The 20,088-nt window shown below is 67.1% G+C and carries 18 protein-coding genes and 2 pseudogenes; 5 read left to right on the top strand and 15 right to left on the bottom strand.

All coding sequences use genetic code 11. The annotated features are described in order from the left end of the window. Window positions 1-21 precede the first annotated feature (21 nt). The gene (locus QX108_RS20295; protein WP_315782792.1) at window positions 22-1,299 is read right to left on the bottom strand and encodes an NAD(P)/FAD-dependent oxidoreductase; all 1,278 of its coding nucleotides are present in this window, start codon (window positions 1,297-1,299) and stop codon (window positions 22-24) included. Continuing rightward, window positions 1,292-2,011, bottom strand: a complete 720-nt coding sequence (locus QX108_RS20290; protein WP_315782794.1) for a RibD family protein — start codon at window positions 2,009-2,011, stop codon at window positions 1,292-1,294. Before QX108_RS20290 ends, QX108_RS20295 begins: the two co-directional genes overlap by 8 nt. A 164-nt stretch (window positions 2,012-2,175) precedes the next feature. On the opposite strand from QX108_RS20290, the gene QX108_RS20285 reads away from it, so the two are divergent. Then, window positions 2,176-3,702, top strand: coding sequence for a serine aminopeptidase domain-containing protein (locus QX108_RS20285; protein WP_315782796.1), 1,527 nt, complete (start codon window positions 2,176-2,178; stop codon window positions 3,700-3,702). Window positions 3,703-3,738: 36 nt separating this feature from the next. Here QX108_RS20285 and QX108_RS20280 read toward each other — a convergent pair whose 3' ends face one another. Continuing rightward, the gene (locus tag QX108_RS20280) at window positions 3,739-3,939 is read right to left on the bottom strand and encodes a hypothetical protein (protein ID WP_315782798.1); all 201 of its coding nucleotides are present in this window, start codon (window positions 3,937-3,939) and stop codon (window positions 3,739-3,741) included. 120 nt (window positions 3,940-4,059) lie between these two features. Continuing rightward, window positions 4,060-4,188, bottom strand: a pseudogene (locus tag QX108_RS20275) (GMC oxidoreductase); the annotation flags it as partial. Between the two features lie 33 nt (window positions 4,189-4,221). Between QX108_RS20275 and QX108_RS20270 the strand changes: the two are divergent. Beyond that, window positions 4,222-4,434 (top strand): annotated as a pseudogene (locus QX108_RS20270) (DUF2200 family protein); the annotation flags it as partial. Window positions 4,435-4,452: 18 nt separating this feature from the next. On the opposite strand, the gene QX108_RS20265 reads toward QX108_RS20270, so the two are convergent. Continuing rightward, window positions 4,453-5,367: a PaaI family thioesterase gene (locus QX108_RS20265; RefSeq protein WP_315782800.1), complete on the bottom strand. Its 915-nt coding sequence runs from the start codon at window positions 5,365-5,367 to the stop codon at window positions 4,453-4,455. Between the two features lie 322 nt (window positions 5,368-5,689). On the opposite strand from QX108_RS20265, the gene QX108_RS20260 reads away from it, so the two are divergent. Next, the gene (locus QX108_RS20260) at window positions 5,690-6,367 is read left to right on the top strand and encodes a hypothetical protein (RefSeq protein ID WP_315782802.1); all 678 of its coding nucleotides are present in this window, start codon (window positions 5,690-5,692) and stop codon (window positions 6,365-6,367) included. Window positions 6,368-6,431: 64 nt separating this feature from the next. Here QX108_RS20260 and QX108_RS20255 read toward each other — a convergent pair whose 3' ends face one another. Both QX108_RS20255 and QX108_RS20250 read right to left on the bottom strand, forming a co-directional pair. Next, window positions 6,432-7,976, bottom strand: a complete 1,545-nt coding sequence (locus QX108_RS20255; protein WP_315782804.1) for a L,D-transpeptidase — start codon at window positions 7,974-7,976, stop codon at window positions 6,432-6,434. Window positions 7,977-8,335: 359 nt separating this feature from the next. Then, window positions 8,336-9,778: a pyridoxal phosphate-dependent decarboxylase family protein gene (locus QX108_RS20250; protein WP_315782806.1), complete on the bottom strand. Its 1,443-nt coding sequence runs from the start codon at window positions 9,776-9,778 to the stop codon at window positions 8,336-8,338. A gap of 74 nt (window positions 9,779-9,852) precedes the next feature. Between QX108_RS20250 and QX108_RS20245 the strand changes: the two genes are divergently transcribed. Further along, a complete protein-coding gene (locus tag QX108_RS20245) occupies window positions 9,853-10,533 on the top strand; it encodes a winged helix-turn-helix domain-containing protein (RefSeq protein WP_315782808.1) in 681 nt (226 codons plus the stop codon). A gap of 131 nt (window positions 10,534-10,664) precedes the next feature. Then, window positions 10,665-11,333: an alpha/beta hydrolase gene (locus QX108_RS20240; RefSeq protein ID WP_409998533.1), complete on the top strand. Its 669-nt coding sequence runs from the start codon at window positions 10,665-10,667 to the stop codon at window positions 11,331-11,333. Here QX108_RS20240 and QX108_RS20235 read toward each other — a convergent pair. The 8 genes from QX108_RS20235 to QX108_RS20200 form a co-directional block, all read right to left on the bottom strand. Then, window positions 11,287-12,159 carry a helix-turn-helix domain-containing GNAT family N-acetyltransferase gene (locus tag QX108_RS20235; protein ID WP_315782812.1) on the bottom strand — a complete coding sequence of 291 codons (873 nt, stop codon included), beginning with the start codon at window positions 12,157-12,159 and terminating at the stop codon, window positions 11,287-11,289. The genes QX108_RS20240 and QX108_RS20235 overlap by 47 nt on opposite strands. A 330-nt stretch (window positions 12,160-12,489) precedes the next feature. Further along, window positions 12,490-13,425 carry a sugar-binding protein gene (locus QX108_RS20230; protein ID WP_315719028.1) on the bottom strand — a complete coding sequence of 312 codons (936 nt, stop codon included), beginning with the start codon at window positions 13,423-13,425 and terminating at the stop codon, window positions 12,490-12,492. A gap of 86 nt (window positions 13,426-13,511) precedes the next feature. Then, window positions 13,512-14,609 (bottom strand): ABC transporter permease, encoded by a 1,098-nt coding sequence (locus QX108_RS20225; protein ID WP_315782814.1) that lies wholly within the window; start codon window positions 14,607-14,609, stop codon window positions 13,512-13,514. Then, window positions 14,609-15,361: an ATP-binding cassette domain-containing protein gene (locus tag QX108_RS20220; protein ID WP_315782949.1), complete on the bottom strand. Its 753-nt coding sequence runs from the start codon at window positions 15,359-15,361 to the stop codon at window positions 14,609-14,611. The genes QX108_RS20225 and QX108_RS20220 overlap by 1 nt, the downstream gene beginning before the upstream one ends. Before the next feature lie 43 nt (window positions 15,362-15,404). Beyond that, window positions 15,405-16,727: a xylose isomerase gene (xylA, locus tag QX108_RS20215; RefSeq protein ID WP_315719026.1), complete on the bottom strand. Its 1,323-nt coding sequence runs from the start codon at window positions 16,725-16,727 to the stop codon at window positions 15,405-15,407. Beyond that, window positions 16,724-18,181 (bottom strand): xylulokinase, encoded by a 1,458-nt coding sequence (xylB, locus tag QX108_RS20210; RefSeq protein ID WP_315782816.1) that lies wholly within the window; start codon window positions 18,179-18,181, stop codon window positions 16,724-16,726. Before xylB ends, xylA begins: the two co-directional genes overlap by 4 nt. Window positions 18,182-18,297: 116 nt before the next feature. After that, window positions 18,298-19,326 (bottom strand): LacI family DNA-binding transcriptional regulator, encoded by a 1,029-nt coding sequence (locus QX108_RS20205; RefSeq protein ID WP_315719024.1) that lies wholly within the window; start codon window positions 19,324-19,326, stop codon window positions 18,298-18,300. A 119-nt stretch (window positions 19,327-19,445) separates the two neighbouring features. Then, entirely contained in the window at window positions 19,446-19,778 is a 333-nt protein-coding gene (locus QX108_RS20200; RefSeq protein WP_315719023.1) for a PAN domain-containing protein, read from the bottom strand. Between the last annotated feature and the right edge of the window lie 310 nt (window positions 19,779-20,088).

Below are 20,088 nucleotides of genomic sequence, written 5' to 3'. Positions count from 1 at the left end.
GGCGATCGCAACGTCACGCAATCATCGCGCAACGATGCGACGCGCCGTCGCCAGGCCACTCGCCAGCGCTGCCTCGACCGTGCCCATGTCCCGTCCCTGATACAACGCCTCACCGGAGATCAGCACCGGGCCGCCGTCCCAGGACGCGAGCACGTCCTGCGCCTGACGCGTCGCGAGCGTCGCGTAGGAATAGGCGCCGCGGGCAAACGGATCCTTGCTCCAATCGGTGACATGCGCTGCCGCCAGCTCCTGCCTGAGAACGGTCACGGGCTTCGCGAAAATATCGGCAAGCGCCACGAGTCCGGCTTCGATCAACGCGGCCTGGTCGAGCGCCTCGAAGGCACGGGTGGGCGGACCGGCGCGCCAGCCGGTCAGCACGGCATGATCGCTCGGGTGCTGCGTCCACCACACCGGCACGTCTGCGTCCGACAGCACGAACAGAATGTCCGACAGGTCATGCGCCGGCATCGCCGTCCACCAGCGCCGCTCGAAGCGCAGCAGCAGCTTGATCACATTGCCGAAGCCGATTTCGGCGCAGGCCGCCAGCTGCGCCCGCATCGCCGCGGGCAGCGTGATGGACGATAACAGCGGCAGCGGCACGGTGAGAATGACGACGTCGCCGCGATAGGTCTGGCCATCAGCACAGCGGACGAGCGCTCCACCATCCGCGCTCTCGATCGCCGTCACGATCGACTGGAACGCAAACACCACATCGCGCGCGCGGCACTCGGCGACGAGATGATCCAGCAGCGCGCCGTAGCCCCTGACGATGCGCGTCTGCGCGCCGCGATCGCCGCCCATCCACTCCTCGCGCAGCGCCAGCACGCTGGCGCGATCGGGATCGGCGGCATCATAGCCCTGCACCATCCCAAGCACGGAATCGCGCAGGGCCGCAAACTCGGGACCCGCGAAATGACGCGCGAGCAGCGTGGTGACGGTGAGGTCTTCATCGAGCCTGGCCAGCACCTCGTGCAGCCGGTCCATTTGCGCATCCGCAGGGTCGCCGCGCGAGAACCTTCCGTTCGCGACATGCCAGCGCTCGCCTTCGATCGGCTGCGCCGAGAGCCCGGCCTCGGCCAGCAGCCGATAGGTGACCGGTGCGTCACCGTGAATGAACTCGGCGCCGGCCTCCGCCCTGTATCCGAACGCGTCTTCGCTGAGCGGATGAATCCGGCCGCCGCAGCGCTCGCGCGCTTCCAGCAGCGTCACCCGGCGGCCGGCGCGCGACAGCTCGCGTGCGGCCATCAGTCCCGCGGCGCCGGCGCCGACGATGATGACGTGATCGCGTCTCTCAGCCATGGCTGGCCTGCGCCGGCACGGCGGCGGAGTTGGTGATCTTGTAGCGCAACCACAGCGCTCCGCGTTCCAGTGCCGTCGTGCTTTCGAGCGTCATCGCCGTCACAGGCGCGCGCTGGTCGGACTCGGCCTCCGTGGAATCGAACACCATTGGCGAGCCCTTCGCACCGTCCACGGCCGGACACAGCACGAGATTGAGCTCGTCGACCAACCCGGCGCGCAGGAACGCGCCGTTGACATGGCCGCCCCCTTCGAGCAGCAGACGCTTGACGCCGAACTCGCGCGAGAGGATGTCGAGGACGCGCGGCAGATCGAGCGAGGTCTCGCCGGCGAAGATGTAGGAGACGCCCTCGCTGCGCAGACCTGCGAGATGGGCATCCGATACGGCTTCCGTGAGCACGACGACGATCGGATCGCCGCCGATGTCGGAACGCCCCCAGCAGATCTTGCCCTCGCCATCGAGCACCACGCCATAGGCCTTGGCCTCGCGCCTCGCGATCCAGTTCTCGCGCGGGAAGCGTTCGGTGGTCGTCGCAGGATAGGTTGTGCCCTTGGCAAATTCCTGGCCGGTGACGCGGCCGATCAGCCAGGCATCGCCGCCGAGTTGCTCGTGGACCTGCTCGAACAGGTCGCCCGAGCCCTTTGGCCTCCAGCGGCTCGGCCAGGTCCGGCCATCGACGCTCGAGGCCATCAGGCAGATCACGTCCGGTTTCATGGGTACTCCTCTCAGCGCTCAACGAATATCGCTCCCGCGGGCTTGTCAACGAAGCGGCGTAATTTTCGTTCGATGGCGGCCATGCCCCTCTGCGTGCCGTCACCGGCCCCCGGCGCTGTCACGGCGCAGATCCATGCGCTAGATTCTGGGAAACGGAGCAGATCATGCACGGCGCGGGGCACGGACGAAACGCCATCGGCATGCGGAACGTCGCATTGCTCGCGGCCGCGCTATCCGGGCTTGCCCTTTGCATCGCCGGGTTATGGCGACTCGAAGCCGCGCGTGACGGCGTGACCATCACTCAGCTCCAGGCCGGCACGACACCGATCACCGTCTACCGGCGCGAAGGGCCGACCGCATCGCCGGTGGTCGTGATCGCGCACGGCTTCGCCGGCTCGCGCCAGTTCATGGAGGCCTATGCGCTGACCTTGGCGCATGCCGGCTATCTCGCCGTGTCGTTCGACTTCGAAGGCCATGGCCGCAATCCGACGCCGATGTCCGGAGACGTCACTCGCGTCGACGGCACCACGCGCAAGCTGATGGCCGAGATCGGCCGCGTCACCGACGCCGCCTTGGCATTGCCGGGCGCCGACGGCCGCGTCGCGCTGCTCGGGCATTCGATGGCATCCGACATCATCGTGCGCCAGGCGATCGCCGACCCGCGCATCTCGGCCACGGTGGCGATCTCGATGTTCTCCGAGGCGGTCACGGCCAGCGCGCCGCGCAATTTGCTGGTCATCACCGGCGAATGGGAGGGCGCGCTCCGCCGCAACGCATTGCGCAACCTGCAGCTCGCCGATCCCGCCGCGCGTGAAGGCGATACCGTGGGTGATCCCGCCGCGGGCAACCGGCGCCGCGCCGTCGTCGCCCCCGACGTCGAGCATGTCAGCGTGCTGTATTCGACGACGGCGCTGCGCGAGGCGCGCGACTGGCTCGATCAGGTGTTCGGCCGCGCCAGCACCGGCCCGGTCGCCGCCACGGGCGGCGCGATCGCACTGCTGCTCGCCGGCATCGTCCTGCTGGCGTGGCCTCTCGCCGAGCTGCTGCCGAACGGCGATGTGCCGCCGCCTCCGATGGCGTTGCGCAGCCTGGCCATCGCCACGCTGGTTCCGGCAGTGCTGACGCCGCTGGTGCTGCGATTGGTCAATACACGCTTCCTGCCGGTGCTGGTCGCGGACTATCTCGCCGTGCATCTGTTCGTGTATGGCACGCTGTCGCTGGCGCTGCTGCGCTGGTACGGGGTTCGCTTCGGTCGCGTGGCATGGTTTGCTGCGCTCGCGCTCGCCGCCTATGGCATCCTCGTATTCGGCGGTGCGCTCGACCGCTATGTCGCGTCCTTCATGCCGATCCCCGCCCGCCTCCCGATCATCGCCGCCATCGCCGTCGGCGCCATCCCTGCCATGCTCGCCGACAGCATCGCCAACCAGGGCGGCCGCGCCGCATGGTGGCGCACGCTCTGGATCAGAGCCGCCTTCCTGGCCTCGCTCGGCGGCGCGGTCGCGCTCGATCTGCGCAGGCTGTTCTTCCTGCTGATCATCATCCCCGTCATCGTGCTGTTCTTCATCGTGTTCGGACTGATCGGCGGCTGCGTCGGCCGCAGGACCGGTTCGCCCACCGCCGCGGGCATCGGCCTCGGCCTGATCCTGGCGTGGGCGCTCGGCGTGTCGTTTCCGATGTTCGCGCCGGGCTAGCCTGGCGCTGCAGCGCATCGACAACGAGGCTCGCAATCATATCAGAACCAGCACCAGCCGCCTTGGCGCGCCGGAGGACAGCGGCACTTTCCCCCCGTCGAGGAGGCGAAGCTCTTCACGCGACGGCACGCGGTCGCGCGTCCGGAGCATCGCTGCGCGCCGCCGCAGATAGAGCGCAACGCGCAGGTCGAGCCAGAGCCGGACATGGAGGCCGAGCAGGATCAACTCGTTTGTCATCAAAACGTCTCTTCACAATTGCCGGCCGCGATCTGAGGTGAGCCTGCCACCTACCGCCCCGGAGCGAATGAAATTGCGATCAGACGGGCCCGCCGGGACACGACGGGCCCGTCTGCCGAACTAACTCAGGCCATGCGCCGCCTTGATGATGTCTGCGGCGCGCTCGCCGATGACGACGCACGGCGCCATCGTGTTGCCGCTGGTGATCTCCGGCATGATCGACGCATCGGCGATGCGCAGCCTGTCGACCCGGGAAGGGCTTCGCGCTTCACGAGCCTGTTGAAGGCCCAGCTGCAACGACAGACCGATGTCGAGACCTTCTTCGCGCAGGCGCCCGCGATGAATCCCGCGCGGTCCCTGATCAAGGGCACGATCCGCGGCGTCCACGTCGAGGAAATCGAGGAGCCGACGATGCGGGATATCCGTTACCTCGACAAGCTGATCGATGAGCTGGCGAAGGGCAAGGCCATCGACAAGATCCTGCGCAAGCCATGATCGCGCCGCTGGCCCGGCTCAGTCCTGCTCCTGCCCGGGCGCCTTCCGCAGCATGAAATGACCGAAGGCGGTGGCGATCGGCTTGGCGGCATCGTCCTGCCAGGCCCGGGCCTCGAACGCGACGACGCGTCGGCCCTGCTTGACGATCGAGGCGGAGGCGATGCTGTCGAGCGCACGGCCCGAACGCAGGTAGTTGATGGTGAGGCCGATCGGCTTCGGCGGGGACACGCCGAGTTCGCGCATGACGGTGACGATCGCGGCCGTCTCCAGAAACGCACCGGTCATGCCGCCATGAATGGCGGGAAGTACGGGATTGCCGATGATCTGGCGCGAGAACGGCATCACCAGGGTGTCGTTCTCGCCGAGCCGAATGCCGAGACAGCGCGCAAACGGACTGGTGGCAAACAGCCCCGTGGCATCGTCGGGGGCTTCGAGCGGCGGCGGTGCCCCGGTGAAGGCCGGGCGATCGGTCAGCATGTTGGTGCGGTTGGCGCCGATCATGAAGCAGGCCGTCGCGGTCGCAACCGGATCGCTCTCCTCCTCCTGAAAGGCTGTGGCACGCACGAAGGCGATCGAGCGGGTGACGCGGTAGCACACCGCATGCGCCTGGATGTCGACACCCGGCGCCGCCGGTTTCTGATAGTCGATGCGCAGGTCGAGCGTGGCGATCGCCCGGCTGCCGTCGAGCGCGAGCTGCACCGCCATGCCGCAGCTCTCGTCGAGCATCGCGGTGACGACGCCGCCATGGATCACGCCGGTGTCGCTGTCGCCGACGAACACCTCGCGATAGGGCAAGGTCGACCAGGCCTCGCCTGGGGCGAAGCGGTCCATGCGCAGCCCGCTGATATGGCCATAGACCGATCGGCGATGCCGGATCGCTTCGGCGAGTTCATCGAAAGCAGGCGTTGCCGTGGTGGTCGGAGTGTCGGACATGGTCGAGATGTAACGCATGATCGGGACGGCGCGCGAGGTATTTTCCGGACCCTCGCCGTGTGAGAGCTTCCGTGGTCCGTCCGCGTCATGATCGTGCAGTGGGACCCGCTCATTCTCGGCCACATGACGCGGCACAACTTTCGGGTGCGACCTGCGCCCACGGCACCTGCGATGTGCGTGTCTTTGTAGTTGCGCAACGACGCCATATGCGCGCCCCCCGCAAATCTACGTGCTTCAAATCGCGAGGGAGCACGGCGCGCTTAGAACATTGGCAACCTTAATATGGTCATAATGGTCTCAACCGAATCCCGGAGACCTGTCGATGCACAAATCCCCCAAGACGCCGGACGTCCCGCCGAAGAGCGGCACGGCCTCTCTACGTATCATCATGAGCCTGGCGCTCGCAGCCAGCGCCGGCGTGATCTGGTGGAGCGGCGGCGGGGCCAACAGCTTCTCGTTGGGAGGCAACGGATCGCCTTCGCTGGAGACCCGCGTCGCCGCGTTGACGTCCGAGCTCACCCAGCTCAAGGCGGAAACCGCCCGGCTGCGCGACCGCCAGAACGATGCCTCCGGCGAGCTGATCCAGCTGCGCGCCAGCCTCACCAGCACCGAGACCGGCCTCGCGACGCTGCGCACCGCAGCCGACGAGACCGAGGCGCGGCGCCGCGACACGGCCGACAAGATCGAGCAGGATCTCGCGCTGCTGAAGCGGCAGGCCATCCGCCTGCGCGCCGCGCAGGAGGACACCTCGACCGAGCTGAGCGGATTGCGCGCAGCCGCAGCGACCAGCGAGATGGGCATCGAGCAGCTCCGGACCAGCACGAGCGAAATCCGTCAGCAGGTCGCGCGCATCGAGACGGCTCGCGAGGCGACGAGCTCGATCAGCCGCATGCACAAGCATCGCGTCCGGCGCGTTGCGCGCACGGCCGAGACCCAGCCGCAACAGGTTCAGCCGTTCATGATGCAATGGCCGGGCGTGGTGCCGGCGGGCCGGAACTGAGCGCCGTCCTGATCGAACGACCTGACCGCGCGCCTGTCGCGCGGTCCAACGATCGCCCCCGTCGCTACCACCAGCTCGGCTGCACCGGCCGGTAATAGGTCGGAGGCCCCCCGCGCCGGCGCTGCGGCGCCACGGGCTGGCCGTCCCAGCTGCGCTGGAAGAAATTGCCGAACCCATCATCATATTCATCGCCGCTGGCAATGACATCAACGTTGGTGGTGGGCCGGCGCGTGACGAAGCCGCCTTGCGGCTGGTTGCTCAAGACGGCGACGAATTCGGTGCGGTAGTTGGTCTCGCTCGACAGCGGCTCGTCCGAGACGATGATCGAGGAGCGCGCCACCGCGGTGGGCGCGATCCGGGCCAGCACGTCCTTCGGAATGGTGATGCGATCGAGCGCGTCCTTGGCGTCGTCGCCGTCGTCGATCGTCACCGCCGTCCAGCGCAACCCCGCGCCATTCTGCGCCACCGCCGTGAAGATATGGGTCCCGATCGGCCGGTCGGGATCGCGGATCGTGACCGGCGACTCCAGCGAGGTATCGAAGACCTCGCCGCCGCCGTCGCGCGCCGGCTTGTGCGTGTTGCGCCTGACATAGAGCATCTGCGTCGAGCGGCTGATGTAGACCGACACCGGCTCGGTCGCGAGCTTGGCCTCCTCGGCCGCCTTGCCGGTTTCGGTCTTCTTCGCAGCGGCCGCCTTGGCCGCGTCCTTCGTCGTCGCGGCCACAGCGAGCTTGGCAACGGAGTCCGATTTGGCGGCCTCGAACTGCGCCGCCGCGTCAGCGGCCTTGGTCGCGGCCTTCTGCTGCGCGTCCTCGGCTTGCGCCTTGGCCTGATCGGTCTTGGCGGCGGCCAATTTCTTGTCGGCGAATTTCAACTCGGCCTCACTGCGCGCCTTGGCCTGCTCCAGCTTGCGCAAGGACGCCTTCAGCGACTTCGCATCGCGCTCGGCCGCGGCGGCAGCCGCCTTGGCCTCGTCGGCGATCCTGGCGGCGTCCTCGGCCTCGCGGCCGAGCGCGGCCGCTCGCGAGGGGGCTCCCGTGAGCGCCTCGGCAGTCGGTGCGAACAAGGCCGGATGCGAGAAGTCGACCGGCGCGACGTCGCCCGGCGCAATGATCACCCGCATGCCGATATAGGTCCTGTCGAACAGTTTCTCGGCGAAGCCGTAGGGCATGCGGACGCAGCCATGCGACGCGGCATAGCCGGGCAGCGGCCCGCCATGCAGCGCGACGCCGTTCCAGGTGATGCGCTGCATGTTCGGCATCCAGGCATCGTCATACAGTGTCGAGCGGTGGTCCTTGTCCTTCTCCAGCACGGCGAACACGCCGGCCGGCGTCTCGCGGCCGGCGACCCCGGTGGACACCGGCGCCCGCCAGATCCAGCCCTCCGCGTCGTAGAACGTGACCTTCTGCGCCTTGATCGACACGATCGCCATGATCGGATCACCATGCGCCCGCGGCGCCGTGGCTTCGGTCACGGGCGCGGGGCGGGCCTGCCGGGCGTAAGCCTCCCCCGAAAAAGTCAAGGCGACCAGCGCCGCGAGAGTCATTGAGGCCGGTCCTCGGCGACGCATCGCTGCAAGGTTCCGAGCCGCCGTGGATCGTATCGCCATGCCCTGTCCCGATTCCATGCTGTTCCGCCGCGCCGCTTCGCGCGGCGCACTTCGAATTCTATACGCTCAATCATGTCTTCGGGTTAAGTGAGGCGAAGGACCGCCCTGGAGTTACAACGCTTCCAACTCGCCACAATTGCGTCCGCCCGGGGCAGGAAATTGGACTCAAGGCCATCTTATCTCTCGCCGTCTCAACTCGCGAAGCCCGCGCTGTAGCATCCAAGCACCACTCCGGTTGCCCCTCGCTTAACGCCGAGAAGGCAGCCGAGGTCCGTTGCGGGGCGGAGATGTCCGCCGAAGCGGTGCGAAACGGGTTTGAGCTCTTCATCTGATGGGCGACGCGCTCAGATCGCACCGAATCAACCGTCGTCCAGCCTTGTCTCGCGCGCCAAGAGATCGTCGAGCACGTGCCGGGCTGCGGCAACCGCGCGATCGACGGCAGCCGTATCGGTTTGCCAGTTGCAGACGGACACCCGCATGCAGCGTCGCCCTCGCCATGTCGTGCCGCCGAAGAAGGCCTCTCCCGTGGCACAGATTTGGGCAATCACGAGGTCCGTTCGCCGATCGTGATCAGCCTCCGTCGCATCGGGGCGCGGGTCCAGAAACCGAACAAGGCCCTGGTTGATCGTGGGCTCGAACGCGACAACGGCACCAGGGAGGCTTCCGATCCGAGTGACCAGCGCATGCGCGTGCGCGCAGCTGCGGTTTACGAGATCGGCGACGCCGTCGCGGCCGAGTTGGCGGAGTGCGGCATACGTCGGCACGGCGCGACCGCGTCGCGACCATTCCGGATTCCAGTCGATCTGGTCGCGCGCACCATCGACATACATCGTATAGCTGGTGCGATGAGAAAACGCGCCGCGGTGAGCCTGCGGATCAGCAACGAAGGCGTAGCCGCAATCGAACGGCGTATTGAGCCATTTGTGCCCATCGTTGGTCCAGGAATCCGCCAGCTCGACGCCGCGTAGCAAATGCCGATAACGCGGACTCGCTGCCGCCCACAAGCCGAACGCTCCGTCCACGTGCACCCATGCACCATGCTCATGAGCGATGGGGACCAGTTCGGCAAAAGGGTCACAAGCCCCGATGTTGAGATCACCCGCCTGCAGGATCACGATGGTCGGCTGTGCCGCTTCACTGAGGGCCTGGTGGAGTGCCGACGGATCGAGCTGACCCGCATGGCTGCATGGCAGCGATCGCACCGAGTTCTTTCCGAGCCCGAGAATCCGCAACGCCCGTTCGATAGAACCGTGACGCTCGCTACTGGTGACGACGCGGATCGCCGGAGCGCCGAACAGTCCCTTCTCCTCGACATCCCACCCTGCCCGCACCAGCAGACGATGGCGTGCGGCGCCGAGACAGGTCACATGCGCCATTTGCGTGCCGGAAACGAAGGCGAAGCTGGCGGTCGCGGGCAGGCCGAACAGGCGCTTCAGCCACTCGCCGGCAATTTCCTCGATGACCGCCTCGGCGGGGCCGCACGCGTGGATCGCCGCGTTCTGGTCCCAGGCCGAGACCAGCCAATCCGCCGCAAGAGCCGCTGGCAGCGTTCCTCCAATGACCCAGCCGAAGAAGCGCGCACTCGTGCTACCGAGAATGCCGCCCTCGACGTCGCGGACCAACTCGTCGAGCACCTGCTCGGAAGGAAGCCCCTCGTCGGGCAGCGGTCCCCCCAACCGCTGCCGCAGCGCATCCAGCGTGGCAAAGGCACCGACCGGACGGAGGTCCGCTTCACAAAGGTACTTCACCGCGTGCCTGAATGCGTATTCGAGGGGCGCAGTCCACTGGTCATGCCTGGTCATCTGTCCATCTCTTGCTCTGGCCGGCGGCCTTATAGGCGTTGAAACAAGGACGATGCTTCGCTATCGGTCAAACCATGAAGGACGGCCCTCATATCGCTGCCATCGCCGCGCTCATCGGCGACCCAGCCCGCGCCAACATTCTTTCCGCTCTGATGGACGGGCGCGCCCTCACGATCAGCGAGCTCGCGCGTTCAGCTAATGTCGGGCTTCCCACCGCCAGTACGCACATCAGCAAGCTCGAAGCAGCGGGCCTCCTCCTCTCGATCAAGCAAGGACGTCATCGTTATGTCCGTCTTTCCGGTGAGGACGTCGTCCACACACTAGAGACACTGATGTTGCTCGCTGCCCGCACCGGGCATCGGCGGGTCCGCACCGGGCCCCGCGACCCGGCACTGCGCGAGGCGCGCGTGTGCTATGATCACCTCGCCGGCGCACGCGGCGTGCAGATGTTCGAAAGCATGGTGCAGAGCCGGCTGTTGGAATGCGGCGGCGGCCACGTCAGACTGACGAACGCGGGGCGACGCTTCGCGGAGCGGTTCGGCATCGACCTTGGTGAACATCAGACCAAGGACAGCGTGACCTGCGTCAGTTGTCTCGACTGGAGCGAACGGCGCGACCATCTCGCCGGCCGGCTTGGCTGTGCCTGCCTATCGCGGATATTCGCACTGAAGTGGGCGCGGCGCGACAAGGACAGCCGTGCCGTACTCTTCAGCGCAAACGGACTGCGTGAATTCAACCGCCTATTTCCGATCTGACTCGCATCCGATCGCGCTCCGGGGACGAAAGTATGCCAGTCGAATTTGTTCTCGTCGCGGGTCCAATGGTCAGGGCATCCAGCTGGAAGCCGACGGCCGACCGACTACGCGCAGCTGGATGCGTAGTACAGGTGCCCGATATCCTCGCCCAATGCGCTGTTCCACCCGCCTGGAGCGACTGGACTCGACATCTTCTCGATCAGATCACGCCGTCTGAAGAGCTGATCCTGGTCGGGCACAGCTCGGCGAGCGCGCTCGTCGCCGACCTCGCAACGAGGTTGCCGGCACGGGCGATCATCATTTTCGACGGCGACATCCCGCCGCCAGAGGGGCGCGCCGGACCTGTTCGGCCTGCCCTTCACGATTTCATCCGAAGCATCGCTGCATCCGACGGAACACTGCCGGTCTGGTCCCGCTGGTTCTCACGGCATCCCGATCGTGCCGCAATCATTGGACTGGATCATCTTGCCCTCGATCCTGTCGCCCTTGCGGAATTCGAGATTGGGCTACCACGGATGACGATCGGTTGGTTCGATGACGTCATCCATCTGGCGCCGTGGCATCATGTCCCGGCTGGTTATGTTCAGACGTCCCCCATATACGACCACGCCAGCGCAGAGGCGCGAAGGCGTGCTTGGCCTGTGGTGAGGCTGCGCGGAACTCATCTGCATCCCACCCTGAATCCGACCGAGTCCGCGAATGCGATCCTATCACTCGGGCGAGAACTCGAGGTGGCAAGCAGCGGCTCTGGGATTAAAGCTGCTTCTCGAAAAACAGGTCCGGATACGGATCGTCGTTGAAGCGCTCGATCTCGGTCCAGCCGGTCTTGCGATAGAGCTGCTGGGCCTCGGCCAACGCGCTGTTGGTGTCGAGCCGCAGCCTCGTGATCGACAGCCTTCGCGCGGCGTTCTCGGCCGCATCCATCAGGCGGCGGCCGAGGCCGAGGCCGCGCGCGGCGGGGGCGACCCAGAGCCGTTTGATCTCGGCGACATCGCGGCCGCTGCCCTTCAGCCCGACGCAGCCGAGCGGCAGGCCATCGGACAGCGCGACGAAGAACGCGCCGCGTGGGGCCATCATGTCCAATGCGTCGGGATCGCGCGACAGCGCCACGTCGTAGCCGCGCGCGAAGCGGCGTGACAGCTCGGCATAATATTCGTTCAGACAATAGCGGGCCGGTTCACCACGCGGATCGACCTCCTCGATGGCGGTGCGATCGCGGCCGAGCGCGGCCCCCACCATGTCCATCGCGGCCAGCAGCGCCTCGCGCTGGCTCGACCGCGCCAGCATGGCCTGGGCCTGCGCGTTGGAGAGCGTCTCATAGGCCTCGAACTCGCGGCGGCCGGCGGCGGTGAGCTTGGCGATGCGGCGGCGTGCGTCGTCAGGGTGCGGTTTCGTCGTGACCAGCCCCTCCTCCTCGAGGCTGCGCAGGAACCGGCTCATCAGGCCGGAGTCGAGCGCGAGATAGTCGCGGAGATCGGCGACGTCGCTGCGGCCGTGGCCGATCGCGTTGAGCACGCGCGCCGCGCCGAGCGGCCGGCCGCGGCCGAGAAACGAGGTGTCGAGCGCGCCGACCTCCGAGGTGACGGCGCGGTTGAAGCGGCGGACGCGGGCAATGGGGGCGAGCATGATATCTGACTTAGGTCAGATATCATGCCTTTGTCAATTGGGTGGGAGCAGCCGGCCCAACCTCCGCCGTCATCATCATCGCAGGCGGATGATCCAGTACGCTGCGGCGATCATCATAAATCGAGAGGCGGCGGCGTACTGGATGCCCGCCTTCGCGGGCATGACAGCGGAGTTGAACAAACGGCGACGTCACACCGCGGCGACGTGACACCTCGCGGGAAGGTCGCGCCCCGCAGCCGCCCCAGCACTCCCGCCCAACAAAAAGGGCGGCCCGGCCGCCGGCCGAAGCCGGTTGCCGGACCGCCAGGTTTTCCCCGGGAGGAACTGCGATCAGTTCAGAAGCTTCGCGACGTTGTCCTTGGTCACGAGATCGAGGCCGGTGTAGATCACGTCCGGCACCTTCTCGCCCTTCTTGATCGCGAGCAGCGTGTCCATCGACTTCTCGCCCATCTCGAACGGCCGCTGGCCGGTCAGCGCGTTGGAATAGCCGTCGCGCAGCAGCTCGAGCTGCATCTTCAAGGTGTCGGCGACGACGAGCGTCAGCTTGCCGGCGTCGATGTCCTTCTTGTTCTTGTTGACGAAGGCCTTGTAGCCCTCGGGCGCGAACATCGGCCAGCCGCCGATCGGCACGATGGCGCCGAGGTCGGGGGTCGCGGTGCGGAGGTCGGCCATCTGCTGCACGGCGAGCGCCGGATCGTCGTTGCAGAAGGTCGGCGAGCCCGCGACTTCCGTCCACTTCGAGCCCTTCAGCGCCTCACGCACGCCGTCGACGCGCTCGGCGAGATTCTTGGCGCCCGGACCGCCGGAGACCACCGCATATTTGCCGCCGTCAGGCCGGAGCTCGCGCAGCTGCTTGCCGAGCGCGAGGCCAAAGTCCTTGTTGTTGGTGCCGATATAAGCGAGGCGCTTGGAGCCCGGCGCGTCGGCGTCGAAGGTGATGACGGGGATGCCGGCGGCGGTCGCCGCGTCGATCGACTTGGTCATCGCCGCGACGTCGGCCACCGAGATGGCGAGGCCGTCGACCTTCTGGGTGATGAAGTCCTGGATGATCTGCGCCTGGGTGGCGGGCTCGTGCTCGACCGGGCCCTTGTAGATGCACTCGACATTGCCGAGCTCCTTGGCGCGCTTCAGGCAGCCGTCGCGCGCGACGTCGAAGAACGGGTTGTTCATCGCCTTCGGCACGATGGCGAAGCGATATTTGGTCTCGGCCTGGGCCGGCCCCATCAGGATCGCGAGCGATGCGACCGCATACAGCAACTTCTTCATGGCTTCCCTCCTCCATGTCTATCCGTGATGATTGTCTGTGCCGGGCGCGGATAGACCTGATCAGTCACATCCCGGCCAGTATCTCGTCACAACAGTCGCGCGCGGATTCGATCGACCAGCACCGCGGCGATGATGATCACGCCGACCAAGGTCTGCTGCCAGTAGGAGTTGACCTGCGCCAGCACGAGGCCATTGCGGATCACTTCGAGCAGCACGCAGCCGACGATGGCGCCGAGCGGGCCGCCGATGCCGCCGGCCAAATTGGCGCCGCCGATCACGGCCGCCGCGATCACGTTGAGCTCGTAGGACGTCGCCATGTTGGCGGGCGCGGAGCCCAGCCAGCCGGAGATGATGATGCCCTGCAGGCCCGCGGCGAGCGCGCCGACCACATAGACCTCGATCTTGACGCGCGGCACCGAGACGCCGGTCAGCTCCGCCGCCTTCTCGTTGCCGCCGATCGCGAAGACGTGGCGGCCGAACGTCGTGTGATGCAGCACCAGCGCCATCACCAGCGCCAGCAGGATCAGATAGATGAACGGGGCCGGCACGCCGTACACGTCGCCTTGCGTCAGCGCATAGAAGTAGTCGGCATCGGGACCGCCGGGGAAGCTGCCCTTGCCGTTGGAGACGACGTAGCCGAGCCCACGCACGATCGAGAGCATGCCGAGCGTGGTCACGAACGGCGACAGCCCGAGCAGCGCCACGCAGGCGCCGTTGATGAGACCCACCACCAGCGAGACCGCGAGCCCGGCGAGCACCGAGACGATCAGGATCAGCCCCGGCACGTTGGCGACCACCGTCTTGCCGTCGGCGGCCAGATGCACGAACAGCGACGATAGCGGCATCCCAGGCGTCGACAGTGACGTCATCACCATCGAAGTGATCATCGCCGCGAAGCACATCAGCGATCCCACCGAGAGATCGATGCCGCCGGTGATGATCACGAAGGTGATGCCGAGCGTGGCGATCGCGATGAACGAGAAGTTCTTCGCGACGTTCTGCAGATTGCCCTGGGTCAGGAAGTACGGGCTCGCGAAGCTCATGATGACGATGAGCGCGATCAGCGCCAAGGTGACATAGGCGGTCTGCGAGGCGAACACGCCGCGGTGCCACCAGCGCGCCGAGCCGACATTGGTGAAGGTCACATCGGTTTTGGCGGTGCTGGTTTCGGATGGAACGGACATCACGCCGCCTCCTTGGCGCCGGTGATCAGCGCGGTGACTTCCTCGGGGCTGGTGTCGGCGACCGGCTTGTCGGCTTTCTTCTCGCCGCGCCGCATCACCACGACGCGATCGCACACCGCGAAGATGTCGGGCATGCGGTGCGAGATCAGGATCACGGCGATGCCCTGCTCCTTGAGCCGATGAATCAGGCTCAGCACCTGCTCGACCTGGCGCACCGAGATCGCTGCGGTCGGCTCGTCCATCATCACCAGCTTGGCGTTGGACAGCCGCGTGCGTGCGATCGCCACCGCCTGGCGCTGGCCGCCGGACATGTCCTTGACGAGATCGTGCGGCCGCGTCTCCGAGCGCAGCTCGCGAAACAATTCCAGCGCACGCGCCTCCATGCCCTTGTGGTCGAGCAGCACGAGAGGTCCGAAATTGCGCTTCAGCTCGCGGCCGAGAAACACGTTGGCGGCGGCGGTGAGATTGTTGGCGAGCGCGAGATCCTGATAGACGACCTCGATGCCGACGCTGCGCGAGTCCATCGGGCGATGGAAATGCACCTCGCGACCGCCGAAATGAATCGTGCCCTGGCTCGGCGGAAAGTTGCCGGCGATGATGCGCACCAGCGTCGACTTGCCGGCGCCGTTGTCGCCCATCAAACCGACGACCTCGCCGGGACGAATGGTGAGATCGACGCCGTGCAGCGCGCGGATCGCGCCGAACTGCTTGCCGAGGCCCTTCAGTTCGAGCACCGGCGCGGCTGCCACCATGGCAGTTGTTCCGGTCTGGCTCGTCGACGTATCCAGGCTGTGGTCAGACATAACGGTTCACCACGCTTTCGAGATATTCCTGCCGGCCGGAGCGCGGCTGCGGATCGAGGCCGGTACTGACGGCGCGGTCGGCGAGCTCGGCGAGCGAGCGGCGGCCGGCGAGGATCGCTTGCCCCTCCTCGCCGTCCCAGCCGGCATAGCGTTGAGCGAGCGGCGCGGTCAGCGCGCTGTCGGTGAGCATCTCGTCCGCGGCGATCAGCGCCCGCGCGCAGGCGTCCATCGAGCCGACATGGGCGTGCAGGAGATCGTCCGGATCGATCGACTGCCGGCGGATCTTGGCATCGAAGTTCAGGCCGCCCGTGGTGAAGCCGCCGGCCTTGAGCATGTCATGAAACACCAGCGCCAGCTCCGGCACGTTCATCGCGAACTGGTCGGTGTCCCAGCCCAGCAGATCGTCGCCACGGTTGATGTCGAGCGAGCCGAACACGCCGAGCGCCTGCGCCAGCGCGATCTCGTGCTGGAACGAATGGCCGGCCAGAATCGCGTGGTTCTGCTCGATGTTGAGCTTCACGTCGTCGAGCAGGTCGTAGCGCTTCAGGAAGCCGTAGCAGGTCGCGACGTCGAAATCATATTGATGCTTGGTCGGCTCCTTCGGCTTCGGCTCGATCAAGAGTGGGCCCTTGAAGCCGATCTTGTGCTTGTGCTCGACGACCATCGAGACGAAGCGCCCGAGCTGATCGAGCTCGCGCTTCATGTCGGTGTTGAGCAGGGTCTCATAGCCCTCGCGGCCGCCCCACAGCACGTAGTTGGCGCCGCCCAGCCGATGCGTCACCTCGAGCGCGGCGCGCACCTGGCCCGCCGCGTAGGTGAACACGTCGGGATCGGGATTGGTCGCGGCGCCCGCCATGTAGCGGCGATGCGAGAACAGATTGGCTGTGCCCCACAAGAGCCGCACCTTGGCCTGCTCCATCTTCTGCGCGAACAGGTCGCCGATGGCGTTGAGGTTGGCGACCGATTCCTTCAGCGTCGCGCCCTCCGGCGCCGCGTCGACGTCGTGGAAGGTGAAGAACGGCACGTCGAGCAGGCGGAACAATTCGAACGCGACATCGGCCTTGGCGCGCGCCATGGCGAGTGCATCGTCGCCGTGCTGCCACGGCCGCAGGAACGTCTCGCCGCCGAACGGATCGCTGCCCGGCCAGCAGAGCGAATGCCAGTAGCAGACGGCGAAGCGCAGATGGTCCTCCATGCGCTTGCCCCGGATGACACGATCCTTGTCGTACCAGCGGAACGACAGCGGGCTGCGTGACTCCGGACCGCCATAGGTGACGGTCGCGCCGGTCTGGAAGAAGGGAGCCTGGACGTTCACGAGATGCACTCCTTGAGAGCAGGATAGAGCTTGCGCCAACGCGCATAGGCGTCGTCGTAGGCGGCGCGCTGCGTGGCGCGGGGTTCGAAGCTCTGCAGCCGCTGCGGCTTGCGGCAGACATCGGCCGGCGCCGCGCCGGTCGCGGCGAGACGGCCGAGCCTGGAAGCGCCGATGGCGGCGCCGACCTCGCCTTCCTCGACGCGATGCACGGTGACGCCGAGCACGTCGGCCATGATCTGCGCCCACAGCAGCGAGCGCGAGCCGCCGCCGACGAGATCGAGCGCGGTGATCTCACGATCGCTGCGGCCGAGCGCGGCGAGCATGTCGCGGGAGGCGTAGGCGACGCCCTCCAGCACCGCCTGTACGAGATCGTCGCGTGACGCAGCGCTACGCAGGCCGACCAGGGCGCCGGCGGCGTGCGCATCATTGTGCGGCGTGCGCTCGCCATCGAGGTAGGGCAGGAACTGCACCGGACTCGGACGATCGACGCTCGCACCGAGCGGCGCCAGCAGCGCAGATTCCGGCGCACCGAGAATGCGCGCCAGCCACGACAGCGACGCGGCGGCCGACAGCATCACGCCCATCTGATGCCAGAGTCCGCCGAGCGCATGGCAGAACGCATGCACGGCCGCTTCCGGTGCCGGCGCGAACCGATCGGTGACGCGGAACAGCACGCCCGATGTGCCCAGCGACAGGAAGGCGTCCCCTGGCGTGATCGCGCCGAGCCCGATCGCGCTCGCCGCATTGTCGCCGGCGCCGCCCGCGATCACGACATCGGCGCCCATGCCCCAGCGCTGCGCCAGCTCGCGCGACAGCACGGCGCTCGGCTCGTTGCCCTCGACCAGCCGCGGCATGTGATTGAGACCAAGCCCGGTCGCCGCCAGCAGCCTCTCCGACCAGCGCCGCGCCCCGACATCGAGCCACAGGGTGCCGGCCGCATCCGACATGTCCTCGGCCATCTCGCCGGACAGGCGGTAGCGCACATAAGCCTTCGGCAGCAGCACCTTGGCCACCTGAGCAAAGATCTCAGGCTCGTGCTTCGCGACCCAGACGAGCTTCGGCGCGGTGAAGCCGGGCATCGCGAGATTGCCGGCGATCGCATGCAGCTCGGGGCAGCGCCGTTCGAGCTCGGCGCACTCGGCCTGCGAGCGGCCGTCGTTCCAGAGGATGGCGGGGCGCAGCGGCCGGCCGTCGCGGCCGAGCAAGGTCGCCCCATGCATCTGGCCGGACAGGCCGATGCCGCGCACCGCGGCCGTCTCGCGCGGATGGGTGCAAGCGAGATCGTCGACCGCGCCGATGACCGCCTCGACCCAGTGATCGGGATCCTGCTCGGACCACAGCGGCTGCGGATGCGACAGCGCCAGCGGACGCGACGCGGTCGCGACCAGCACGCCCGCCTCGTCCTCCAGCACGGCCTTCACGCCGGATGTGCCGACATCCAGTCCGAGAAACACTGTTCACTCCTCCCACGCGCCCCCTGGAATGCGGCGATCTTGCGTCGCCTCGAACCGGGGCCGTCCTCGTCCGCATTCCGTGATCAGTCCGGCCGCGTGCGCCGCGGCCGTCCGGCTCACGGCAGATTGTCCCGCATCACGATGTCGATGCGGATTGCTTCCTGCTCGCTCAGGAGCGGCTCGCCGCGCGCCAGCGCCAGCAGCACGCGCACCGCCGAGCGGGCCTCGTGTCCCGGATTCTGCGAGATGACGGCGTCCATCACGCCATTCAGCAGCAGCTTGCGCGTCACCGCCGTGACGTCGTGGCCGACGAACACGACGTCGTCGGCGCGACCGGACTCGGTCAGCGCCTTGGCCACGCCCGCGGTGCCGGCTCCGACGTTGTAGAGACCGACGATATCGCTGGACTCGGCCAGCAGCTTGCGCATGAGGTGTTCCGAGCGGTCGTCCACATCATGGCCCTCAGCCACGGGCAAAACTTGGAGTTGCCGGTACTCGGACGTCATCACCTGCGTGAAGCCGAAGATCCGCTCGGCATGGTCGCGCAGCCCCTGCGAGCCGGCGACGATCGCCACGCGCCCGGACCGGCCGCCGATGAAGCGCCCGACCAGCCCAGCGGCGGTCCGCCCGGCCGCGATGTTGTCGACACCGACATAATGATGCCGCCGCGACGACGGCACGTCCGACACCAGGGTCACCACCTTGGCGCCGGATTCGACGAGATCGTTGATGGCGGCACGCACGTTCGGATGGTCGAGCGCGACCACGGCCACGCCGTCGACGCGGCCGACGAGATCTTCGAGCTTGGCGGCCAGCACCGATGAATCAAACACATCCGTGGTGACGACATCGACGGTCAGGCGGCGCGCCGCCATCCAGTTCGCCAACTCGCCGAGATGCGCCTCGATCTGCTGCATGAACAGGTTGGCGCCCGCGGGCATCACGAACGCGAAGCGCCTGGAACGGGCACGCGCGAGTTCGGAGGCCGCCGCATGCGGCTGAAACGCGCTGCGCGCCATGGCGTCCCTGACCCGCCGCACCGTGTCCGGGCGGACGCCCGGCCGGTTGTGCAGGACGCGATCGACCGTGGCGAGGCTGACGCCCGCCTGCCGCGCAATGTCCCGCAATGTCAGCGGTGCGTTCATGCTCCTCCCCTTCGGGTTGAGGAACTTAGCGCGATTTTTGAGGTGCGCAACTCATTTCTGAGGTGCGGCGCTCCCCCGGCCGCCTGGCTCAGCATGGATGGAACGGCTGCGAGGCGCCCCTAATCGATCCGCTGGCCCCCGGAAATTCCGGAAATGCAGCAAGGATTGGCCCGCGCCCGCGGCACCACGCGCTTGAGCCAACAGCGCGCCGGCGGCCGCTGCAGCCCGTGCCAGAACGCCGGCGCCTTGACGTAGGTCCAGGCGCGACACCGCGGCATCTCGCGGGTGCAGGTCTGCCGGCAGGCCTGGGCGTCGTCGAACGTGTCGAAGCTGCGGTAATCGCCACCGGGACGATCGATGTCGGTGGCGTAGAAGTCGTGCGCCGTCGCGGGCGCGGCAAGCGCCGAGACGAGTACGACCGCGGACACGACGATCAGGTGACGAAGATGCATGGCAGCCTCCTGTCAACTTGGACGATCAATAGAAGCGGCGCGCCGGGTTTTGTCAAACCCGCCCTGCTCCGCGCACGGCTCACCCGCTGCTCCGGCCAATTCAGGACATCAGGCGGCCATCAGAAATTTCCGCTTTCCAGAAGATTTTGCTTTCGCTTTATCGGAAGATATGCTTATCTCCCGCCATCCCGCCTCAACGAGAGGGGCGTTGCGCGCGATCGTCACGACACGCGAGGCGGGGATGCGGTGGCCGCGGGAGATCGCAGCGTTTTCGGCAACGAAGGCGCGGACGAACGATCGCTTGCGGACG

The sequence above is a fragment of the Bradyrhizobium sp. SZCCHNR1002 genome (genome assembly GCF_032381435.1).
GTDB lineage: Bacteria > Pseudomonadota > Alphaproteobacteria > Rhizobiales > Xanthobacteraceae > Bradyrhizobium > Bradyrhizobium aeschynomenes.
The sequence above is the reverse complement of the archived record's forward strand: the minus strand, read 5'-3'. Positions and strand labels throughout refer to the sequence as shown.

Excerpts from the sequence above, each read along its gene's own strand:
- QX108_RS20295 (WP_315782792.1), bottom strand. The coding sequence starts at position 1,299 with ATGGCTGAGAGACGCGATCACGTCATCATCGTCGGCGCCGGCGCCGCG.
- QX108_RS20230 (WP_315719028.1), bottom strand. The coding sequence starts at position 13,425 with ATGAAGAAGTTGCTGTATGCGGTCGCATCGCTCGCGATCCTGATGGGG.
- QX108_RS20205 (WP_315719024.1), bottom strand. The coding sequence starts at position 19,326 with ATGAACGCACCGCTGACATTGCGGGACATTGCGCGGCAGGCGGGCGTC.
- QX108_RS20220 (WP_315782949.1), bottom strand. The coding sequence starts at position 15,361 with ATGGTGGCAGCCGCGCCGGTGCTCGAACTGAAGGGCCTCGGCAAGCAG.
- QX108_RS20290 (WP_315782794.1), bottom strand. The coding sequence starts at position 2,011 with ATGAAACCGGACGTGATCTGCCTGATGGCCTCGAGCGTCGATGGCCGG.
- QX108_RS20235 (WP_315782812.1), bottom strand. The coding sequence starts at position 12,159 with ATGCTCGCCCCCATTGCCCGCGTCCGCCGCTTCAACCGCGCCGTCACC.
- QX108_RS20225 (WP_315782814.1), bottom strand. The coding sequence starts at position 14,609 with ATGTCCGTTCCATCCGAAACCAGCACCGCCAAAACCGATGTGACCTTC.
- QX108_RS20250 (WP_315782806.1), bottom strand. The coding sequence starts at position 9,778 with ATGACCAGGCATGACCAGTGGACTGCGCCCCTCGAATACGCATTCAGG.
- QX108_RS20285 (WP_315782796.1), top strand. The coding sequence starts at position 2,176 with ATGCACGGCGCGGGGCACGGACGAAACGCCATCGGCATGCGGAACGTC.
- QX108_RS20200 (WP_315719023.1), bottom strand. The coding sequence starts at position 19,778 with ATGCATCTTCGTCACCTGATCGTCGTGTCCGCGGTCGTACTCGTCTCG.
- QX108_RS20255 (WP_315782804.1), bottom strand. The coding sequence starts at position 7,976 with ATGGCGATACGATCCACGGCGGCTCGGAACCTTGCAGCGATGCGTCGC.
- QX108_RS20280 (WP_315782798.1), bottom strand. The coding sequence starts at position 3,939 with ATGACAAACGAGTTGATCCTGCTCGGCCTCCATGTCCGGCTCTGGCTC.
- QX108_RS20245 (WP_315782808.1), top strand. The coding sequence starts at position 9,853 with ATGAAGGACGGCCCTCATATCGCTGCCATCGCCGCGCTCATCGGCGAC.
- QX108_RS20260 (WP_315782802.1), top strand. The coding sequence starts at position 5,690 with ATGCACAAATCCCCCAAGACGCCGGACGTCCCGCCGAAGAGCGGCACG.
- QX108_RS20265 (WP_315782800.1), bottom strand. The coding sequence starts at position 5,367 with ATGTCCGACACTCCGACCACCACGGCAACGCCTGCTTTCGATGAACTC.